An 18,527-nucleotide genomic window follows, 5' to 3' on the forward strand; every position below is an offset into this window, starting at 1 on the left:
GCAAGCCTTGCGCCAACCCAGAGTGCGCTTTCGCCGGCAAGCCGGCCCACACAAGAACAATAACGAGATCGCCCCATGTCCCATCCCGCAATCGCCGAGGCTCCTGTGGCCGAGGTCAACGACTGTTATCGCAAGATCACCTGGCGCCTGATGCCGTTGTTGTTCGTCTGCTACATCTTCGCCCACCTGGATCGGATCAATATCGGCTTCGCCAAGTTGCAGATGACCCAGGATCTGGGCTTCAGCGACAGCGTCTACGGCCTCGGCGCCGGGCTGTTCTTCGTGGCTTACGCGCTGTTCGGGGTGCCCAGCAATCTGGCCCTGGACCGGGTCGGGCCACGGCGCTGGATCGCTTTCCTGATGCTGGTCTGGGGCTTGCTGTCCAGTGCCCTGATGCTGGTGGACAGTGCCTGGGGCTTCTATGCCCTGCGCTTTCTGCTGGGGGTCGCCGAGGCGGGTTTCTTCCCCGGCATCCTGGTGCTGCTCAACCGCTGGTACCCCGCCAGTCGCCGCGGTCAGGTCACCGCGCTGTTCGCCATCGCCGTGCCCATGGCCGGAGTGATTGGCGGGCCCTTGTCGGGGTGGATTCTGGAAAGTTTCCACGACTTCGGCGGCCTGCGCGGCTGGCAATGGATGTTCCTGATCGAAGGCTTGCCCGTGGTGTTGCTCGGGCTGGTGGTGCTCAAGGCCCTGCCGGAAAGCATCGAGCAGGTGAACTGGCTGACCCCGGCGCAGAAAACCCAGCTGTTGCAGGCGCTGCAACAGGAAGAACAGCGCAAGTCCATCAACCGCTTCAGCGACATCCTCACCGACCGCCATGCCTGGCTGCTGGTGTGCATCTACTTCGCGGTGATGCTGGCGGTGAACACCATCGCCTTCTGGATGCCGACCCTGATCCACCACGCCGGCATCGCCCGGGACAGCAACGTCGGCATGCTCAGTGCCCTGCCCTATCTGGCCGGCTGCCTGTTCATGCTCGGCGTTGGCCGCTCCTCGGACCGCCTGCGCGAACGCCGCTGGCACCTGGGGGTACCACTGCTGATGTCCAGCCTTGGCCTGATCCTCACCGGGCTGGCCCCGGAAAACCCCTGGCTGGTGATGTTCGGCCTGCTGGTGGCGGGCATGGGCGCCAGCGCCGCGCTACCGATGTTCTGGCAGTTGCCGCCGGCCTTTCTCGCCAGCAGCACCCAGGCGGCGGGCATTGCCCTGATCAGTTCCTTCGGCAGTGTTGCCGCTTTCCTCGCGCCCTACCTGATTGGTGTGGTGCGTGACGCCACCCAAAGCGCCAGCCTCGCCCTCTATGCCCTGGCCCTGCTGATCGCCCTGGGCGCCTGGCTGGTGCTGCGGGTGCCTGCCCATATCGTCAACCCTCGGGAGAAATAAACATGCTCAGCCCCTCGGATATCCAAGAGGCCGCCGCACGCCTCAACGCCGCCGAACGCAGCCGCGAACAGATCGGCCAGTTGTCCCTGCAATACCCGGCCATCAGCATCGAAGACGCCTACGCCATCCAGCGCAGTTGGGTGGAGCAGAAGATCCGCGACGGCCGCAAGCTGGTGGGCCACAAGATCGGCCTGACGTCCCGGGCGATGCAAGTGTCGTCCAACATCACCGAGCCGGATTTCGGCGCCCTGCTGGACGACATGCTGTTCGATGAAGGCAGCGACATTCCGTTCCAGCGCTTCATCGTGCCCCGGGTCGAAGTGGAGCTGGCGTTCATCCTCGGCAAACCCTTGAAAGGCCCCCACTGCACCCTGTTCGATGTGCTGGACGCCACCGACTGGGTGATTCCGGCCCTGGAGATCATCGACGCCCGCATCCAGCAGGTGGACCCGCAGACCCAGGCCACGCGCAAGGTCTTCGATACCATCTCCGACAACGCCGCCAACGCCGGGGTGGTGATGGGCGGCCGCGCCGTGCGTCCAGGGGATGTGGATTTGCGCAAGGTGCCGGCGGTGCTCTACCGCAATGGCGTGATCGAGGAGTCCGGGGTATCCGCCGCGGTACTCAACCACCCGGCCAAGGGCGTGGCCTGGCTGGCCAACAAGCTCGCGGCCTATGACGTCGGCCTGGAAGCCGGGCAGATCATTCTCGGCGGCTCCTTCACTCGCCCGGTGGCCGCCCGTCCCGGAGATGTATTCCATGTGGACTACGACCAGTTGGGCAGCATTGCCTGCCGTTTTGTCTGAGGAGACTGCCATGGACATGCCGCTGAACCTGTTCAAGCAACGCCTGCAACAGCGCGAGCCGCAGATTGGCCTGTGGCTCGGCCTGGCGGACGGCTACTGCGCCGAGCTGGCGGCCAACGCCGGTTTCGACTGGCTGCTGCTGGACGGCGAACACGCGCCCAACGATCTGCGCAGCCTGCTGGCGCAGTTGCAGGCCATCGCCCCCTACGCAGCCCAGGGCATTATCCGCCCGCCCATTGGCGATACAGCGCTGATCAAGCAATTGCTGGATATCGGCGCCCAGACCCTGCTGATCCCCATGGTGGAAAGCGCTGACCAGGCCCGTCAGCTGGTTCGATCCATGCGTTATCCACCCCAGGGCATTCGCGGGGTTGGCAGCGCCCTGGCCCGGGCGTCGCGCTGGAACAGCATCGCCGGCTACCTGGACCAGGCGGACGAGCAGATGTGCCTGCTGGTGCAGATCGAGAACCTCGAAGGCCTGCGCAACCTGGATGAGATGCTTGCGGTGGACGGGGTCGACGGCGTGTTTATCGGCCCGGCGGATCTGTCGGCGGCCATGGGCCAGCGGGGCAACCCCGGGCACCCCGATGTGGTGGCCGCGATTGAAGACGCCATCGTGCGGATTCGTCGAGCGGGCAAGGCCGCGGGAATTCTCAGTGCCGATCAGCGGCTGGCCCGGCGTTGTATCGAACTGGGGGCGAATTTTGTCGCGGTGGGCGTGGATACCACCGTGCTGATGAAGGGCCTGCAGAGTCTGGCCGGCCAGTACAAGACCCTGGACACCCCCACCAGCGAAGGCGGGGTTTACTGACGGGCGATTGCTGTAGGAATCGGCTGGCCGGCGTAGGCGTTCTTGCGGACGCGGCAGGGCTTTAGGGCCTCTTCGCGGGCAAGCCCGCTCCTACACAGGGGCAGCAGGCGCCGGCGAGGATTGAACGGCCAGGCGCCAGACGCGGGCGATGTCGGCGGCGCGTTCGCGCAGCAGGCGCGGGGCTTCGCGGCAGGCCTGTTGCAGGCTCATGGGGCCTGAGGTCAGGGCGAAGGCTGCATCCACGCCGTGGGCATACATCTGCTGGTAACCCTCGCCCAGGGTGCCGGCAATGACGATCACCGGAACGCCCTGCTCCCGGGCAATGCGTGCTACGCCAAAGGGGGTCTTGCCGCGCAGGGTCTGGGCGTCGAAGCGGCCCTCGCCGGTAATCACCAGATCGGCACCGCACACGGCCTGCTCCAGGCCCACCAGCTCCGCCACCACTTCCACGCCGGGGCGAAATTGCGCGCCGAGGAACGCCTTGGCGGCAAACCCCAGGCCGCCAGCGGCGCCGCTGCCGGGCTCATCACGGACATCCCGGGTCAAGACGCCGGCACACAGGTCGGCGAAGTGCCCCAGAGCCCGGTCCAGCGCTTGCACTTGTTGCGGCGTGGCACCTTTCTGCGGACCGAAGATCGCCGAAGCACCGTGATCGCCACAAAGCGGGTTGTTGACGTCGGCGGCGATTTCAAAACGCACCTGGGCCAGACGCGGGTCCATGCCATCGGGCTCAATGCCGGCCAGATCAGCCAGGGCCAGACCACCACGGGGCAATACCTGACCCTGGCGATCCAGCAATTTGAGACCCAGGGCTTGCAGGGCGCCGGCGCCGCCATCGTTGGTGGCGCTGCCGCCGATGGCCAGGATGATGCGTTGGGCTCCGGCCTCCAGCGCGGCCAGGATCAACTCCCCCGTACCGAAGGTGCTGCTGTTGCAGGCATCGCGCTGGTCCAGCGCCAGCAATTGCAGGCCGCTGGCCTCGGCCATTTCGATGATTGCCGTGTGGCTCTGGGGCAGCCAGCCCCAGCGGGCTTCGACCGTCGCTCCCAGCGGCCCCTGGACCCGATGGCTGCGCAGTTGCCCGTCACAAGCGGCAAGAATCGACTCCACCGTGCCCTCGCCACCGTCAGCCATCGGGCATTGACGTAGCTCGGCGTCGGGCCAGACTTCGGCCAGCCCCAGGGCAATGGCCTGGGCCACGCCTTCGGCACTCAGGCTGTCCTTGAACGAGTCGGGGGCGATGATGATCTTCATGGGCTATCTCCGGTTCTTGTGCTGCCATGCTGCCATCTGGCGCAGGCGCTGACCCCGGTCCGCTGCACAAGTCCGAGGGCGCTTTATTGTTCATTGCTACAACGGCGCAGGAGACGCCGCGATCTCAAGGCCGTCAGCACCTCGACGACGAGTCGCCAGGCAGGGTCCCGGGGACCTTTGCGCCGCCTCGCTGACGCTCGGCAGCCGCTACAGGGAATGCTGTTGATCGGTGCTGTGAGGCAGTAATTGCACCCCCAGGTACAGGGCCAGCATGCCATCCAGACGCAAGGGGTCGACGCCGCTGAGTTCGGCAATCCGCTCCATGCGATAGCGCAGGCTGTTGCGGTGGATGCCCAGGGCATCGGCGCAGGCCTGGCTCTGGCCATCGTGGTCGCACCAACTGCGCAGGGTCGCCAGCAACTGGCCGTTGCTGTCCTTGGCCAGGACCTTGCGCAACGGTGTCAGCAGTTCGTCCAGGGCGTCGTCGTTGCGGTGGCGCCAGAGCATCACCGGCAAGCGGTAGCGGTTGAGGGTTAGCAGGCGCGAGTCCGGCAGGATATCGCGGCCGTAGGCCAGCAGGTCGCCGACCCGACGATAGCAGCGGCGCAATCCGGCCAGGCCATCGGCCTGCCCACCCACGGCGACCCGCAGGATGTTCCAGCCCTGGCCGTCGAGTTTTTCCAGCAGCCGCGGGTTGTCCAGGCTGAGGTTCGCCGGGCGGCACCAGAGCAGGGATGTCTTTGACGAACTGACGCACCAACTGTCCGGGTAACGGCTCATCAGCCAGCTGCTGAGGGTCTCGACGCCCTGCCCCGCGGCCTGCTCCGGCGCCAGTTCGAACAGATAGGGGGTTCGCGCCAACTGCGGTTTGAGTCCCATCTGCTGGGCTTCGTCCACCAGGCGCGGGGAGTCGCCGCTGTCGCTCAATAGCAGGGCCAGCAAATCGTCGCAGCGCTGGCGCCGCCATTGCTGCTCAGCCTGCTGGTGGCGCTGGCTCACCAGCATCTCGGCGGTCATGCGCACCAGTTCGGCGTAGGTGCGCAGCAGCGCCGGATCACCGGTGATGCCCAGCACGCCAATCAGCCGCTGGTCGTGCAGCAACGGCAGGTTGATCCCCGGCTGCACTCCCTTGAGCTGGCGCGCGGTGGGCTCGTCAATCTCCACCACGCGGCCGTTGGCCAGCACCAGTTGCGCGCCTTCGTGGCGGGTGTTGATCCGCTCCGGCTCGCCGCTGCCAAGGATCAGGCCCTGGCTGTCCATGACATTGACGTTGTAGGGCAGGATGGCCATCGTGCGGTCGACGATGTCCTGCGCCAGGTCATGATCGAGTTCGAACATAGAGGGAAGATCCTTGGACGTTGTTCAGAGGCACAGGGTCGGCAGCCAATCGCTGTGCGCAGGCACAAAGACAGCGCTCTCGGTGTGACCGAGACTCTCAGGGCGGTCAACGTTACCCTTGCACCGCAAAAAATCATAATAAAGAGAGACACACCATGTCACAGAGCGCCGCTGCCCCACTGGCCCAGGCTGACGACAAGAACGCCGTCTACAAGCGCATCACCCTGCGCCTGATTCCCTTCATCTTCGTTTGCTATCTGTTCAACTACCTCGACCGGGTCAACGTTGGCTTCGCCAAGTTGCAGATGCTCGATGCCCTGAAATTCAGTGAAACGGTCTACGGCCTGGGCGCCGGGATCTTCTTTATCGGCTACGTGTTGTGCGGCGTACCGAGCAACCTGGCGCTGAACAGGTTCGGCCCACGGCGCTGGATCGCGCTGATGATGATCACCTGGGGCACCCTGTCCACCTGCCTGCTGTTTGTCACCACGCCGACCCAGTTCTATACCTTGCGCCTGTTCACCGGGGCCGCCGAAGCCGGCTTCTTCCCCGGGGTGGTGCTGTACCTCTCGCAGTGGTTCCCGACCTTCCGCCGTGGCCGGATCATGGCCCTGTTCATGTCGGCGATCCCGGTCTCGGGCCTGTTGGGCAGTCCGTTTTCCGGCTGGATCCTCAATCACTTCGCTGCCGGGCAAGGCGGTCTCGCCGGCTGGCAGTGGATGTTCCTGCTGCAGGGCATTCCCACGGTGATACTCGGCGCCCTGGCGTTCTTCCTGCTCAGCGACAGCTTCGCCCACGCCAAGTGGCTGACGCCGGCTGAACGCGCGGTGCTGGAGGCCGACCAGGCCACGGACGCCGCCAACCAGCCGAAAACCGCCAGTGACTCCCTGACAGCCGTGTTCAAGAATCCGGCGATCTGGGCCTTCGGCCTGATCTACTTCTGCATCCAGAGCGGGGTCTACGCGATCAACTTCTGGCTGCCGTCGATCATCAAGAACCTGGGCTTTGCCGACAATCTGGTAATCGGCTGGCTGAGCGCGATTCCCTACCTGCTGGCGGCGGTGTTCATGCTGCTGGTGGGCCGCTCGGCGGACCTGCGCAAGGAGCGCCGCTGGCACCTTGTGGTGCCGATGCTGATGGGCGCCGTAGGTCTGCTGATCGCGGTGAACTTCGCCACCACCCCGGCCCTGGCCATCTTCGGCCTGACCCTCGCCACCATGGGCGCCCTCACCGGCCTGCCGATGTTCTGGCCGGTGCCCACCGCCCTGCTGAGTGCCGGAGCGGCGGCCGGTGGCTTGGCGCTGATCAACTCCATGGGCCAGATGGCCGGCTTCCTCAGCCCCTATCTGGTCGGTTGGGTCAAGGACAGCACCGGCTCCACCGATGCCGCGCTGTACCTGCTGGCCGGGGTGATTGTCGGCGGTAGTCTGCTGGCGCTGCGCATGACCCGCACCCTGAACCGCTAAGCCCCGGCCATACACAGCCCCGGCAACGACAAAAGCCCGTTCGAGCCTCTGCTCCAACGGGCTTTTTCACGCCTGGCCTCAGGCCGGTGCGCCACCTTGCCGGGCGTAGTCGTGACTGATGCTCAACTCCCCCGCCGCCGGAGCATCCAACTCCAGCACCAGGCCACCGGGCAAGCGGACGAAGATCTGCCAGATGCCGTCTTCCGGCACCTGCGCCACTTGATGCTCCAGGCCACTGGCTTGCACCCGCCGCAATACCGCTTCGGCCGCCTCCTGGGTGCTGAAGGCGATGTGGCTCAGCTGCGGCTCAGGGCAATCGGCCTGTTCGATGACGTGAACCAGCGCCTGCTGGTCCTGATACAGCCAGCGTCCGGGAAAGGGAAACGGTGGACGCCGTCCCGCTTGCAGGCCCAACAGATCGGCGAATGCCTGCTGCAACGCCTCGCCCTGGACGCAGTTGAACGCCAGGTGATCGAAGCGCCAGCTCACAGCAGGCCACCGCCATCGACATCGATCAGGCTGCCGCTGATAAAACCGTTCTCCATGGCCAGGATAAAGGCCGCGGCTACATCGTCCGGCTGCCCGACACGGCCCACCGGCAAGTTTGCAGCGGTGCGGGCGAACATGGCCTGCCGAGCCTCCTCGGGCATCCCGGCATAGGCTTCAGTGTCGGTGACCCCGGGGCTGATGACATTCACCCGACGCGGCGCCAGTTCCTTGGCCAGGTGCTTGCCCAGGGCTTCGAGGGCGGCATTGAGGGTGGTCTTGAGCACTTGCCCGGGGACCATTTTGCGCGACAGCAGACCCGAGGTCAGGCTGATGCTGCCCTGGGGCGCGAGCGTCGGCAGCGCCGCCTGGACCGCACGCCACACGCCCCAGAACTTCACCTCGAAAGCCCGCTGGGCATCCAGCAGGTCAGTGTCGGCCAGGGGCTTGGCGGCGATGGCCGGACCGGCACTGATCACCAGATGGTCAAAGGCACCCACGGCGCTGAACAGGTCACGGAGGCTGGCGGCGTCGGTGATGTCCACGGCGATGCTGCGGGCCGAGGGCGGCAACTGCGCCTGCTGCCGTTGCAGGGCTTCCAGGCTGCGCCCGGCCAACACTACCTGTGCCCCTCGTGCGGCTGCCTGACGGGCCACGGCAGCACCCATGCCGCTACCGGCGCCAATCACCACTACGGTCTTGTGCTGCAAGCTTGCGTTGGAAAAACTCATTGCGATCACCTGGGTCATGTAAAGGTGATTGCATCTTCACAGCTTGCCAATCGAGGAAAAATCCCGCTAAAACGCAAAGATCTTTAAAGGATTTTTACTAATGAGCTCAATCCTCGACCTGGAAATCTTCATGCGCACCGCCGATTCCGGGAGCATATCCGCCGCCGCACGCTCCCTGGGCATGACGGCTGCCGCGGCCAGCATTGCCCTCAAGCGTTTGGAAACCCGCCTGGGCAGCCGCCTGCTGGCGCGCTCCACCCGCAGCATGCGCCTGACCGAAGAGGGGCGCCGCTACCTGGAAAGCGTGCGCCTGGCCCTGGCCACCCTGGAGGACGGTGAACAGGCGCTCAAGCAACAGAGCCAGGGCCTGGCTGGTGTGCTGCAACTGTCGGCCCCGTCGGACTTCGGCCGCAACGCGCTGCTGCCCTGGCTTGACGAGTTCAAGGCCGAGCACCCGCAACTGCGCCTGCAACTGCGGCTCAATGACCGCCACGCCGACCTGTTCCGCGACACCGTGGATGTGGCCCTGCGCTTTGGCGTGCCCGCGGACTCGAGTCTGGTGGCCCTGCCCATTCTCCCCGAACATCGCCGCCTGGCGTGCGCCAGCCCGGCTTATCTGGCCCGTTGCGGTACCCCGCAGTCCCCCGAGGCACTGTCGCACCACAGCGCCCTGCTTTACCTGCGTAACGGCCAACCCTATGACAGCTGGCGCTTCAGTCGTGGCGACGAGATTCGCGAGGTGTCGGTGCGTGGCGACTACCTGTGCGATGACGGCGAAGTGGCCCGACGCTGGGCCCTGGCCGGCCACGGCATTGTCTACAAGGCCCGGCTGGATGTGGCCGAGGATATCCGTGCCGGGCGCCTGGTGCCGCTGCTCGGCGACTGGCAAGGGGAACCGGCGCCGTTCAATCTGCTGTGTCCCCATCGCCTGCAGGTTTCCGAGCGGGTGCGCCTGCTGCACAGCTTTGTGTTGCAGCGCTGTCGGGCGCTGTGTCCCTGACCAGCACCGGCCCGGGGCGACTGGCCGCTGCGCGGTTCGCCGGCAAGCCGGCTCCTACACGACAGCAGAATCTCCTTGCAGGAGGCGCCATTCAGGCATTGCAGAAGCCGGGCTTTGTGGTATTTGATGGTCGCCCCAATGGCCGGAAATGCCCTGGCCCCCCCTCTAGCACAAGGATTTCGCCCATGAGCTATCGCATCCTCGGCCATTCCGGTCTCAAGGTTTCCAGCCTGACCCTGGGCACCATGATGTTCGGCGAGCAGACCAACACCGAAGACTCGCTGCGCATTATCGACAAGGCCTGGGACCAGGGGATCAACTTCATCGACACCGCCGACGTCTACACCCAGGGCCGCTCCGAAGAAATTGTCGGCGAGGCCATTGCCAGCCACCGTCATGAGTGGGTGCTGGCATCCAAGGTCGGCTTCGGCCCGGCGGATGGCGTGCCCAACCGCAGCGGCCTGAGCCGCAAGCACATCTTCAACGGCATCGACGCCAGCCTGACCCGCCTGGGCACCGATTACCTGGACATCTACTACCTGCACCGCGAGGACCACGACACGCCGCTGGAGGTGAGCATCTCGGCCATTGGCGATCTGTTGCGCCAGGGCAAGATCCGCTACTGGGGCCTGTCCAATTACCGGGGCTGGCGGATTGCCGAGGCGATTCGAGTGGCCGACCAGTTGGGGGTGGACCGTCCGGTGATCAGCCAACCGCTGTACAACATCGTCAACCGCCAGGCCGAGGGCGAGCAGATTACCGCGGCCAAGGCCTATGGCCTGGGCGTCGTGCCCTACAGCCCCCTGGCTCGTGGTGTGCTCAGCGGCAAGTACGCTCCGGACGTGGCCCCGGACAGCGCCAGCCGCGCCGGACGCCAGGACAAGCGCATCCTGGAAACCGAGTGGCGGGTGGAATCTCTGCGCATCGCCCAGCAGATCCAGGAATACACCCAGGGTCGCGGGGTCGGCATCGTCGAGTTCGCCATCGCCTGGGTGCTGAATAACCAGGCGGTGAGTTCGGCCATTGTCGGCCCGCGCACTGAAGCCCAGTGGGACGCCTACACCCGGGCCCTGGAGGTGAAGATCAGCCCTGAGGATGAAGCCTTCATCGACGCCCTGGTGACCCCGGGACACGCCTCGACCCCGGGCTTCAACGATGTGAGCCATTTCGTCTCCGGTCGTTTTCCGCACCTGGGCTGAACGCTGCCGGTGGCGGCGCAAAGGCGTGCGCCACCGGCCTTGGGCTCAACCGGCTCTGCTGCACTTTGGCCTTAAACGAGAAAAAATCCCGCCGCGATGGCGCAATCAGAGCAAATATCTCGCGTCTGACCCTCTATATTCCTCCTCGCTTCTCCCCCCCTTATTTCTATGTGTCCCGAGCGTTCGGGTATTACGAGGACAGTGTGTCTAAAGGAATTGCGTTATCGGTCCTGGCGTCGGTGCTGTTTGCCGTCATGTATTTCTACACCTCCCTGCTGACGCCCCTGACCGGGGTAGAGATTTTCGGCTGGCGCATGCTGCTGACCCTACCCTGCATGACCCTGTTCATGATCTTCAGTGGCGAGTGGCACCGGGTCGGCGAAGTGCTGCGACAGGTGGCGAGCAAACCGATGCTGAGCCTGGCGCTGCTGCTCTCGTCAGCCCTGGTGGGGGTGCAGCTCTGGTTGTTCATGTGGGCACCGCTCAACGGCTACAGCCTGGATGTGTCACTGGGGTATTTCCTGCTGCCACTGACCATGGTCCTGACCGGACGCATCGTGTATGGCGAGCGTCTGTCGCGCTTGCAGAAAGTCGCCACGGTGCTGGCCTGCCTCGGGGTGCTCAACGAGCTGTATCAAGTGGGCAGTTTTTCCTGGGCGACCCTGGTGGTGGCCGTAGGCTACCCGTTGTATTTCGTCCTGCGGCGTCGCCTGGGCACCGATCATCTGGGCGGCCTGTGGCTGGACATGGCGTTGTTGATCCCGGTGGCACTGTGGTTTGTGCAAGGAGGCGAACAGGGATTTGCCGTGGTGGACAGCCATCCCGGCCTGTACCTGCTGATTCCTCTGCTGGGGGTGATCAGCGCCTCGGCGTTGGCGTGCTACGTCATCGCCAGTCGCTTGCTGGCCTTCAGTCTGTTCGGCCTGCTCAGTTATGTGGAGCCGGTACTGCTGCTGTTTGTCGCGCTGCTGCTGGGGGAAAGCATCAAGGCCGGGGAATGGCTGACGTACATCCCGGTCTGGCTGGCGGTGCTGGTGCTGGTGCTCGAAGGGGTCAAACACCTGCTGCGCCAACGCCGCAACTGATCGACGCGCCCGCATGGGCCTGGGCAGGCCAGGTTCGGGCGCCGTTGGGGATCAGGGCTTGATCTGCTTCAGCTCATTGAGCAGGGCCAGCAAGGCCTGCATCTTGTCCTCGCCAAATTGCTGCTGGATTTTCTGGTAATTGATTTCCATGTCACCGCTCATGGACTCGAAACACGCCTGGCCCTTTTCGGTCAGGGTGATGAACAGGCGGCGCTGGTCCTCCGGAGATTTGCGGCGGCTGACGTACTCATCGCGCTCCAGGCGAGTCAGCACGCCGGTCATGCTGGGCGGCAGGATGCAGGCCATCTTCGCCAACTGGTGGCTCTCCAGCTCACCGTTCTGGCGCAGGATGCGGATGACCCGCCATTGCTGCTCGGTCAAGTCGTGCTGGTTCAGCGATGGGCGGAAAAATGCCATGGCGGCCTCACGGGCCTGCAGCAGGGTCAAGGTCAGGGAAGGTCTGGGTGTTTTCATCGAGGCATCGGTCAAGGGCTGGGAAACAAAGGCGGAAACATTAACACATTCACTATCGCCAACCGACAGGCAAAATAAAGCCCGATCAGGCATGGCCTGATCGGGCTCTGTGCTCAAGCCTGCCGAGGGTTACTCGGTGGCCAGTACACCGCGACGCACCTGGTCGCGTTCGATCGATTCGAACAGTGCCTTGAAGTTGCCCTCGCCGAAACCATCGTCGCCTTTACGCTGGATGAATTCGAAGAACACCGGGCCCATCAGGGTTTCCGAGAAGATCTGCAGCAGCAGGCGCTTGTCACCGGCTTCCGAGGAACCGTCCAGCAGGATGCCGCGGGACTGCAACTCATTGACCGGCTCGCCGTGGTTCGGCAGGCGACCTTCGAGCATCTCGTAGTAGGTTTCCGGCGGCGCGGTCATGAAGCGCATGCCGATCTTCTTCAGCGCGTCCCAGGTCTTCACCAAATCGTCGGTGAGGAAGGCCACATGCTGGATGCCCTCGCCGTTGAACTGCATCAGGAACTCTTCGATCTGCCCGGCGCCCTTGGACGATTCCTCGTTCAGCGGGATGCGGATCATGCCATCCGGAGCGGTCATGGCCTTGGAGGTCAGGCCGGTGTATTCGCCCTTGATGTCGAAGTAACGGATCTCGCGGAAGTTGAACAGCTTCTCGTAGAAGCCGGCCCAATAGGCCATGCGCCCGCGATACACGTTGTGGGTCAGGTGATCGATGATCTTCAGGCCGGCACCCGGTGGGTTGCGGTCCACGCCTTCGAGGTAGACGAAGTCGATGTCATAGATCGAGCTGCCTTCACCGAAACGGTCGATCAGGTACAACGGCGCGCCGCCAATGCCCTTGATCGCCGGCAGGTTCAGTTCCATCGGGCCGGTTTCAATGTGGATCGGCTGGGCGCCGAGCTCCAGGGCGCGGTTGTAAGCCTTTTGCGAGTCCTTGACCCGGAACGCCATGCCGCACACCGACGGGCCGTGTTCGGCCGCGAAGTAGGAAGCGACGCTGTGGGGCTCGTTGTTGAGGATCAGGTTGATCGCGCCCTGGCGGTACAAATGCACGTTTTTTGAACGATGGGTCGCGACTTTGGTGAAACCCATGATCTCGAAGATCGGTTCGAGAGTGTTGGGGGTAGGCGATGCGAATTCGATGAATTCAAAGCCCATCAGGCCCATTGGGTTTTCGAAGATATCTGCCATGGTTGGCGCCTCATCATATTTTTAGAATTAACGGATCGTTAGTTGCTATCAATGCTGAGGAAAGAAGGTGGTGCGCAGGAGATACCCCGCACGCTGCGGGCGAGGAAGTCACCGTAGATCAGTTGAAACCCGAGAATCTTCATTTCGACCCTGTCTTACAGGCTGGGGGACGAGGCTTCTGCTGCCAGAAGACTTTATTATTGTATGCGTAACCGGATTCTACACAGCGTAAAAGCCTTTGTCCGCATTCTCTATAAAATCGCCTTTTTCGCCTGGCCCGCAAGGGGTTTGTTGCACTGGTAGATGCCGCCGAGAATCAACACCCCGCCCAATCCCATCACCAGGCTCAGTTGCTCTCCCAGCAACAGTGCGCCCAGCAGCACTGCCGTCAGCGGGTTGAGGGCAATGAACACTCCGGAGCGGGTGGCACCGATGCGTCGCAGGCCGTCGTAGTACCAGATATAGGCCAGCGCCGATCCCAGGACACCCAGGTACAGCAGGCTCAAGCCCTGGCTCAGGTCCAGGCGGACAATGGCATGCAGGTCAAACTCGCCCCGGGCCAGGGTCGTGGCCCACAGCATCAGGGTTCCCATCAGGATCGAATAGGTGACGGTCTGCAACGGGCCGAGGTGCTGATTGAGGTCTTTGGAAAACAGCGAGTACACCCCCCAACCCAGGACGCAGCCGAGTATCAACAGGTCGCCATACCAGCCCCCTGCCCCGGCAGCCAGGGCCGAAGGATCGCGACTGCAGATCACCAGGGCGGCACCGCTCAGGCACAACAGGATGCCCAGCAACTTGCGCCGGCTCAGGCGCTCCTTGAACAGTGCCCAGGACGCCAGGGCAATCAGCGCAGGATTGAGCGCCACGATCAAGGATGCCCGCGATGCGTTGACCTGTTGCAGGCCGAGGAAGAAGCACAGGTTGTAGAAGAAGATGCCGAAGAACCCCAGGAGTGCCAGTTGGCCGAGCTGCTTGAGGCTGGGGCGGACCAGGGCAATACGCGCCACCGCCATGAAGCCAAGTAGGGCCAGGCTGGCGAGCAAGAAACGCAGGCTGGCAGCCAGCAAGGGGGAAAAGCCACCGGCCAGGTAACGTCCGGCGACGAAGGTGCCGCCCCAGATCATGGTCACTGCTGCCAGTTTGCAATAGACCACCAGGTCCCCGTGATCGGCCGCCAGGGGGCCGCTAATACCGCTTTCATTCATGTTCATGCTGCTCTGTGGCCGTGGATTTGTGCTGCGAGGCCATTCTTTGTCTAATAGCTAATCATCGTAAAATGAGCGTTTACTCATGACCCTGACCCAATTGGAGATCTTCTCCCGGGTGGCCGAGCTTGCGGGCTTCACCAGCGCCGCCACGCGCCTGGGCATCACCCAGTCGGCCGTGTCCCACGCCATCAAGTCCCTGGAACAGGAACTGGGGGTCGAGTTGTTCCGCCGCCATCAGGCCCAGGTCGAGCTCACCGATATCGGTGGCCAACTGTTGCTGCGGGCCCGGGCCATGCTGGGGCTGGCAGCGACCTTGGAGCAGGAGGCCGCCGATGCTCGGGGCATGAAGCGCGGCACCTTGCGCATCGGCTCCTTTGGCCCCACGTCCTCCATGCACCTGTTGCCATCCATCCTCAATGAGTACCGACGCGAGCATCCGGGAATCGAGGTGCATATCGACGAGGGACCGGATCGCCAGGTGCTGCAATGGCTGGAGGAGCGACGGGTCGACGTGGGGTTCGTGGTGTTGCCCGAGGAGCGTTTCGATACCTTCGCACTGATCGAGGACCAGTTGGTCGCGCTGATTCCGGCAGGCCATGCCCTGGCCCGGGAGCAACAGATCCGCCTCGAACAGCTGTGTCACGATCCCTTCGTACTTACCGAAGCCGGCTCGGCCGAGCTGGTTACGCGCTTATTCACCGGCGCCGGCCTGAGTCCCAACATCCGCTATCGCAGCTCGCAGTTGCTCAGCACCCTGGAAACCGTGGCCCGGGGTGACGCCTTGAGCATTCTGGCCGAGCTGTCCTTGCCACCGGCTGCGGACGCCCGCTATGAAAGCAAGCCCCTGTCGCCGCCGGTGCGGCGCCAGGTGGGGATCGCCGTGCTCGACCGGCGCCAGGCATCGCCGGCAGCTCTGGCCTTTATCCAGCATGCGCAACGCCTGTATCGTCATCCAAAGCCGTCTATCCTGCGATGATCGAGACAACACCAGGAGGCTGCTGCCCCTGCTGCGGCAGCCACACGCTGGCAGGCCCCTCCTCTTCCACAGGTTCGATCCATGCCCCTGACCGCCAAAGGTCCGCTAAAGCGCTCTACCCGCACACTCTGGACATTGCTGGCGATTGTGCTCCCCATCGCACTGGGGGGCGTCATTCTCTATGCCCAGGCCGAACGAGCGCTGGTACGCAGTAGCCTGGAAACCGCCGAAGAAGCCGTTCGCCAGTTCGACCTGATGCTGGACAACACCGACATCGCCGCCAGGGCGCTGCTGCCCCAGGCAGGCCTGGAGTGCGACGAGGTCCGGCAACTGGCCCTGCGCGACCAGGTGACTCGCCGGCCATTCGTGCGCTCGACCAACCTGGTGTGGCGCAACAACAACTATTGCAGTTCATTGCTGGGCAACTATCCGGTACCCCTCGAGCCCCGGGACTACGTTGATGGCCGGCTCTGGCTCATGAGTGGCAACCCCATCACCCCCAACACCGCGCTGCTGGTCTACCGCTGGAGTGAGGGCGAGCGCTCGGCCCTGGCGACCATCGACGGTTATCACCTGACCAACGCCCTGCGTCTGATCAGCCGCTTCGCCCATTTGCAACTGCAGGTGGGCGAGCACTGGTTGTCCAGTGACGGCAGGGTCCACGACGGCGCGCCGCCACTGGCAGCAGTGGCCAGCGAGCAATTGAGCTCATCACGCTATCCCTACAGCGTCAGTGCCGGATTTCCCGAGGGGGACACCTGGAAATACATGAAAAGCCAGTATCCGGCGTTGTTCAGCCTGCTGGTGTTTCTCGGTGCCGCCGCCGGTGTCCTGGCCCATTGGCTGCAAAAGCGCTCCGCCTCTCCCAGCCATGAATTGCGCCGGGCACTGGAAGCCCGGGAATTCATTCCATACTTTCAGCCGGTGGTGCGCGGCGACACGCTGCAATGGGCCGGCATTGAAGTGCTGATGCGCTGGCAACATCCGAAAGAGGGGCTGGTGCGTCCGGACCTGTTCATCCCCTTCGCCGAACACTCGGGGCTGATCGTGCCCATGACTCGTTCACTGATGCAGCAGACGATGCAGGCGTTGGCCCCCCACGCTGCCGACTTCACTGACGGTTTTCATATCGGCATCAACATCACCGCCAGTCACTGTCATGACCTGCAGTTGCTGGAGGACTGTCGGGAGTTTCTCGCCGCCTTCCCTCCCGGCAAAGTGATCCTGGTACTGGAGTTGACCGAACGCGAGCTGATCGAGCCCACGGCCACCACCCTGCAGCTGTTTGCCGCCTTGCATGAGCTCGGGGTAATGATCGCCATCGACGACTTCGGCACCGGGCATTCCAGTCTGGGTTATCTGCGTCAGTTCAATGTCGATTACTTGAAGATCGATCAGAGCTTCGTCGCCATGATCGGTGCCGACGCACTGTCGCTGCATATACTCGACAGCATTATCCAACTCTCGGCCAAACTCGATCTGGGCATCGTCGCCGAAGGTATTGAAACTGCCGAACAACGGGATTACCTCGCAGCTCAAGGGGTGGATTTCCTGCAGGGTTATTTATTCGGACGCCCCATGCCCAGTGCAGAATTTGTTGCGACCGTTGCGCGCCATTAAATGGCCATACCAGAACATCAAGTACTCGATACCGATAACTCGGGACATGCACCAATTTGATTAAATTGGCAAATACAGGCTTGAACAAGAACAACCTGATTTACTCGCGCGCCATTAACTACTACAATTTTTCCCGCCTGTACAAGATTCACAGGTAGGCCACTTAATCGAGCCTTAACCGGCTTATGGCTTATAGCTTTGTTTGTGGTTTGTATCAGCCAAAATAGACTATTGGAGTGAAGATATTGTCCAGACTTGCTGAATTTCGTGCTGCAGAAAAAGCACTTCAAGAACAGCTCGCGCAGCTTGAATCCCTGAAGAATGACGCCGGACTCAAAAAGGAAATCGAGTTCGAAGAGAAACTCCAGGCCCTGATGAAATCCTACGACAAGAGTTTGCGTGACATCATCGCAATCCTTGATCCCAACCTGGGCAAAGGCGGCCTGCCACAGGCCAACGCCCCTAAACAGCGCCGCGCACGCGTGGTGAAGGTCTATCAGAACCCGCACACCGGTGAACTGATTGAAACCAAGGGCGGCAATCATCGCGGCCTGAAAGCTTGGAAAGAACAGTACGGTGCTGCCACTGTGGATTCCTGGCTGCGCGCTTGAACAAAGCCGCAACCTGAAAAAGGCCCTGCATATGCAGGGCCTTTTACATTGATAAGAATATTCTTATTACGACTTGAATCTAAGGGAAGATCCAGCCCAGCTGCCGGCGATGAGCCAGCCCATGATAGACCTTGCAATAAGGCCAGCCCCGAACCAACTACTCGCTTAATGCCTTTTCGATAACGAACTCGCCACACGCGAAAAGCAAACCGACTATTTCAGATTTTTCCTTAAAGTTTGAGGCTATTTCGTACAGCGAGTATTTGATCCTGACTGTCGGCATAAGCCGCTGCTTGGCCGGCGTATGAAAGTACATAAGCCTTATCCCCATCCAGCGCCGCCACCAGTGTTTGCGACAACACATGTCGCCCATTCTGGGTAATGGTACAAGTGGTCTCCAGAGCGTCGAGACGACTCAACTGCGCGGCATGAATCTTGTTACAGACACTCTGATATCCGCCTCGGGCAAAGTCTTTCTGTACCGACTTGCGCATTTCCAGCAATACCCCTTGAAGATTGACTACATGCCCACTCTCCACCTGGGTCATGGTCAACTCCATGACCAGTTGCGGATTGCCCGCGGCATCGTTCTTCACCGCCCGCTGCCGGGAAACCTGGGCGGCCTGATCCGCCTCCTGGACGGGCACTGGCTCCACGGTCCAGCCCTCGGGCCAGGCAACCTCCGGTTGCGCCTGGACAACGCCCGCAAACATCAGCAGCAACAGGCCCGCAGCCTGGGTTCTAAACGACTCGATCATGGACTGGCACACTTGAGGAACAGGCCTTGAAGTCTGAGCCTGGCGCCAGGAATGGGCAATAGATCAGGAGCTTTGGGTTTGGCGCCATCCTGCCCAGTTGCGTATCATTGCC

At 62.8% G+C, this 18,527-nt stretch carries 18 protein-coding genes; 10 read left to right on the forward strand and 8 right to left on the reverse strand.

The window, feature by feature from the left end:
* The first annotated feature begins 75 nt into the window (after positions 1 to 75).
* The 3 genes from ACSSVC_RS21095 to hpaI are packed head-to-tail and all read left to right on the forward strand — an operon-like array spanning position 76 to position 3,000.
* Entirely contained in the window at positions 76 to 1,383 is a 1,308-nt protein-coding gene (locus tag ACSSVC_RS21095) for an MFS transporter (RefSeq protein ID WP_492611317.1), read from the forward strand.
* Positions 1,384 to 1,385: 2 nt separating this feature from the next.
* The gene (gene hpaH, locus ACSSVC_RS21100) at positions 1,386 to 2,189 is read left to right on the forward strand and encodes a 2-oxo-hept-4-ene-1,7-dioate hydratase (protein WP_015635875.1); all 804 of its coding nucleotides are present in this window, start codon (positions 1,386 to 1,388) and stop codon (positions 2,187 to 2,189) included.
* Positions 2,190 to 2,199: 10 nt separating this feature from the next.
* Positions 2,200 to 3,000: a 4-hydroxy-2-oxoheptanedioate aldolase gene (gene hpaI / locus ACSSVC_RS21105; protein WP_492611318.1), complete on the forward strand. Its 801-nt coding sequence runs from the start codon at positions 2,200 to 2,202 to the stop codon at positions 2,998 to 3,000.
* Positions 3,001 to 3,090: 90 nt separating this feature from the next.
* Here the strand turns inward: hpaI and ACSSVC_RS21110 are convergent, their stop codons facing one another.
* A complete protein-coding gene (locus ACSSVC_RS21110; protein ID WP_492611319.1) occupies positions 3,091 to 4,254 on the reverse strand; it encodes a glycerate kinase in 1,164 nt (387 codons plus the stop codon).
* Between the two features lie 207 nt (positions 4,255 to 4,461).
* Complete coding sequence (locus ACSSVC_RS21115; RefSeq protein ID WP_346635417.1) at positions 4,462 to 5,592, reverse strand: sugar diacid recognition domain-containing protein; 1,131 nt, start codon at positions 5,590 to 5,592, stop codon at positions 4,462 to 4,464.
* Between the two features lie 155 nt (positions 5,593 to 5,747).
* Here ACSSVC_RS21115 and ACSSVC_RS21120 point away from each other — a divergent pair, with 155 nt between their 5' ends.
* On the forward strand, positions 5,748 to 7,058 hold the full coding sequence (locus ACSSVC_RS21120; RefSeq protein WP_346635418.1) for an MFS transporter: 1,311 nt from the start codon (positions 5,748 to 5,750) through the stop codon (positions 7,056 to 7,058).
* 78 nt (positions 7,059 to 7,136) lie between these two features.
* On the opposite strand, the gene ACSSVC_RS21125 is transcribed toward ACSSVC_RS21120, so the two are convergent.
* The gene (locus tag ACSSVC_RS21125; protein WP_492611320.1) at positions 7,137 to 7,547 is read right to left on the reverse strand and encodes a VOC family protein; all 411 of its coding nucleotides are present in this window, start codon (positions 7,545 to 7,547) and stop codon (positions 7,137 to 7,139) included.
* Positions 7,544 to 8,275, reverse strand: a complete 732-nt coding sequence (locus ACSSVC_RS21130) for an SDR family oxidoreductase (RefSeq protein WP_404937021.1) — start codon at positions 8,273 to 8,275, stop codon at positions 7,544 to 7,546. The genes ACSSVC_RS21125 and ACSSVC_RS21130 overlap by 4 nt, the downstream gene beginning before the upstream one ends.
* A gap of 100 nt (positions 8,276 to 8,375) precedes the next feature.
* Here ACSSVC_RS21130 and ACSSVC_RS21135 point away from each other — a divergent pair, with 100 nt between their 5' ends.
* From ACSSVC_RS21135 to rarD, 3 genes are all read left to right on the forward strand, one after another.
* The gene (locus ACSSVC_RS21135) at positions 8,376 to 9,275 is read left to right on the forward strand and encodes a LysR family transcriptional regulator (protein WP_346635421.1); all 900 of its coding nucleotides are present in this window, start codon (positions 8,376 to 8,378) and stop codon (positions 9,273 to 9,275) included.
* 185 nt (positions 9,276 to 9,460) lie between these two features.
* Complete coding sequence (locus tag ACSSVC_RS21140) at positions 9,461 to 10,474, forward strand: aldo/keto reductase (RefSeq protein ID WP_346635422.1); 1,014 nt, start codon at positions 9,461 to 9,463, stop codon at positions 10,472 to 10,474.
* Positions 10,475 to 10,677: 203 nt separating this feature from the next.
* Positions 10,678 to 11,559 (forward strand): EamA family transporter RarD, encoded by an 882-nt coding sequence (rarD, locus tag ACSSVC_RS21145; RefSeq protein WP_346635423.1) that lies wholly within the window; start codon positions 10,678 to 10,680, stop codon positions 11,557 to 11,559.
* A gap of 51 nt (positions 11,560 to 11,610) precedes the next feature.
* On the opposite strand, the gene hpaR is transcribed toward rarD, so the two are convergent.
* From hpaR to ACSSVC_RS21160, 3 genes are all read right to left on the reverse strand, one after another.
* Positions 11,611 to 12,033: a homoprotocatechuate degradation operon regulator HpaR gene (gene hpaR, locus ACSSVC_RS21150; protein ID WP_123725484.1), complete on the reverse strand. Its 423-nt coding sequence runs from the start codon at positions 12,031 to 12,033 to the stop codon at positions 11,611 to 11,613.
* Between the two features lie 129 nt (positions 12,034 to 12,162).
* On the reverse strand, positions 12,163 to 13,239 hold the full coding sequence (hppD, locus tag ACSSVC_RS21155) for a 4-hydroxyphenylpyruvate dioxygenase (RefSeq protein WP_346635425.1): 1,077 nt from the start codon (positions 13,237 to 13,239) through the stop codon (positions 12,163 to 12,165).
* 251 nt (positions 13,240 to 13,490) lie between these two features.
* Positions 13,491 to 14,447: a DMT family transporter gene (locus ACSSVC_RS21160; protein WP_404940037.1), complete on the reverse strand. Its 957-nt coding sequence runs from the start codon at positions 14,445 to 14,447 to the stop codon at positions 13,491 to 13,493.
* Positions 14,448 to 14,532: 85 nt separating this feature from the next.
* Here ACSSVC_RS21160 and ACSSVC_RS21165 point away from each other — a divergent pair, with 85 nt between their 5' ends.
* The 3 genes from ACSSVC_RS21165 (at position 14,533) to ACSSVC_RS21175 (ending at position 17,657) form a co-directional block, all read left to right on the forward strand.
* A complete protein-coding gene (locus ACSSVC_RS21165) occupies positions 14,533 to 15,426 on the forward strand; it encodes a LysR family transcriptional regulator (RefSeq protein WP_492611321.1) in 894 nt (297 codons plus the stop codon).
* An 81-nt stretch (positions 15,427 to 15,507) separates the two neighbouring features.
* Positions 15,508 to 17,046, forward strand: coding sequence for an EAL domain-containing protein (locus ACSSVC_RS21170; protein WP_346635427.1), 1,539 nt, complete (start codon positions 15,508 to 15,510; stop codon positions 17,044 to 17,046).
* A gap of 245 nt (positions 17,047 to 17,291) precedes the next feature.
* Positions 17,292 to 17,657, forward strand: a complete 366-nt coding sequence (locus tag ACSSVC_RS21175) for a histone-like nucleoid-structuring protein, MvaT/MvaU family (RefSeq protein ID WP_123725488.1) — start codon at positions 17,292 to 17,294, stop codon at positions 17,655 to 17,657.
* 230 nt (positions 17,658 to 17,887) lie between these two features.
* Here the strand turns inward: ACSSVC_RS21175 and ACSSVC_RS21180 are convergent, their stop codons facing one another.
* Positions 17,888 to 18,415: a DUF4946 domain-containing protein gene (locus ACSSVC_RS21180; RefSeq protein ID WP_346635428.1), complete on the reverse strand. Its 528-nt coding sequence runs from the start codon at positions 18,413 to 18,415 to the stop codon at positions 17,888 to 17,890.
* Between the last annotated feature and the right edge of the window lie 112 nt (positions 18,416 to 18,527).

The sequence above is a fragment of the Pseudomonas sp. E1BtOHC1 genome, from assembly GCF_058744285.1.

What these genes read in the sequence shown, in the direction of transcription:
- ACSSVC_RS21140 (WP_346635422.1), top strand. Translation starts at nt 9,461, where the DNA reads ATGAGCTATCGCATCCTCGGCCATTCCGGTCTCAAGGTTTCCAGCCTG.
- ACSSVC_RS21180 (WP_346635428.1), bottom strand. Translation starts at nt 18,415, where the DNA reads ATGATCGAGTCGTTTAGAACCCAGGCTGCGGGCCTGTTGCTGCTGATG.
- hpaR (WP_123725484.1), bottom strand. Translation starts at nt 12,033, where the DNA reads ATGAAAACACCCAGACCTTCCCTGACCTTGACCCTGCTGCAGGCCCGT.
- ACSSVC_RS21120 (WP_346635418.1), top strand. Translation starts at nt 5,748, where the DNA reads ATGTCACAGAGCGCCGCTGCCCCACTGGCCCAGGCTGACGACAAGAAC.
- ACSSVC_RS21115 (WP_346635417.1), bottom strand. Translation starts at nt 5,592, where the DNA reads ATGTTCGAACTCGATCATGACCTGGCGCAGGACATCGTCGACCGCACG.
- hpaH (WP_015635875.1), top strand. Translation starts at nt 1,386, where the DNA reads ATGCTCAGCCCCTCGGATATCCAAGAGGCCGCCGCACGCCTCAACGCC.
- ACSSVC_RS21095 (WP_492611317.1), top strand. Translation starts at nt 76, where the DNA reads ATGTCCCATCCCGCAATCGCCGAGGCTCCTGTGGCCGAGGTCAACGAC.
- ACSSVC_RS21110 (WP_492611319.1), bottom strand. Translation starts at nt 4,254, where the DNA reads ATGAAGATCATCATCGCCCCCGACTCGTTCAAGGACAGCCTGAGTGCC.
- hppD (WP_346635425.1), bottom strand. Translation starts at nt 13,239, where the DNA reads ATGGCAGATATCTTCGAAAACCCAATGGGCCTGATGGGCTTTGAATTC.
- hpaI (WP_492611318.1), top strand. Translation starts at nt 2,200, where the DNA reads ATGGACATGCCGCTGAACCTGTTCAAGCAACGCCTGCAACAGCGCGAG.
- ACSSVC_RS21160 (WP_404940037.1), bottom strand. Translation starts at nt 14,447, where the DNA reads ATGAATGAAAGCGGTATTAGCGGCCCCCTGGCGGCCGATCACGGGGAC.
- ACSSVC_RS21135 (WP_346635421.1), top strand. Translation starts at nt 8,376, where the DNA reads ATGAGCTCAATCCTCGACCTGGAAATCTTCATGCGCACCGCCGATTCC.
- ACSSVC_RS21165 (WP_492611321.1), top strand. Translation starts at nt 14,533, where the DNA reads ATGACCCTGACCCAATTGGAGATCTTCTCCCGGGTGGCCGAGCTTGCG.
- ACSSVC_RS21170 (WP_346635427.1), top strand. Translation starts at nt 15,508, where the DNA reads ATGCCCCTGACCGCCAAAGGTCCGCTAAAGCGCTCTACCCGCACACTC.
- ACSSVC_RS21130 (WP_404937021.1), bottom strand. Translation starts at nt 8,275, where the DNA reads ATGAGTTTTTCCAACGCAAGCTTGCAGCACAAGACCGTAGTGGTGATT.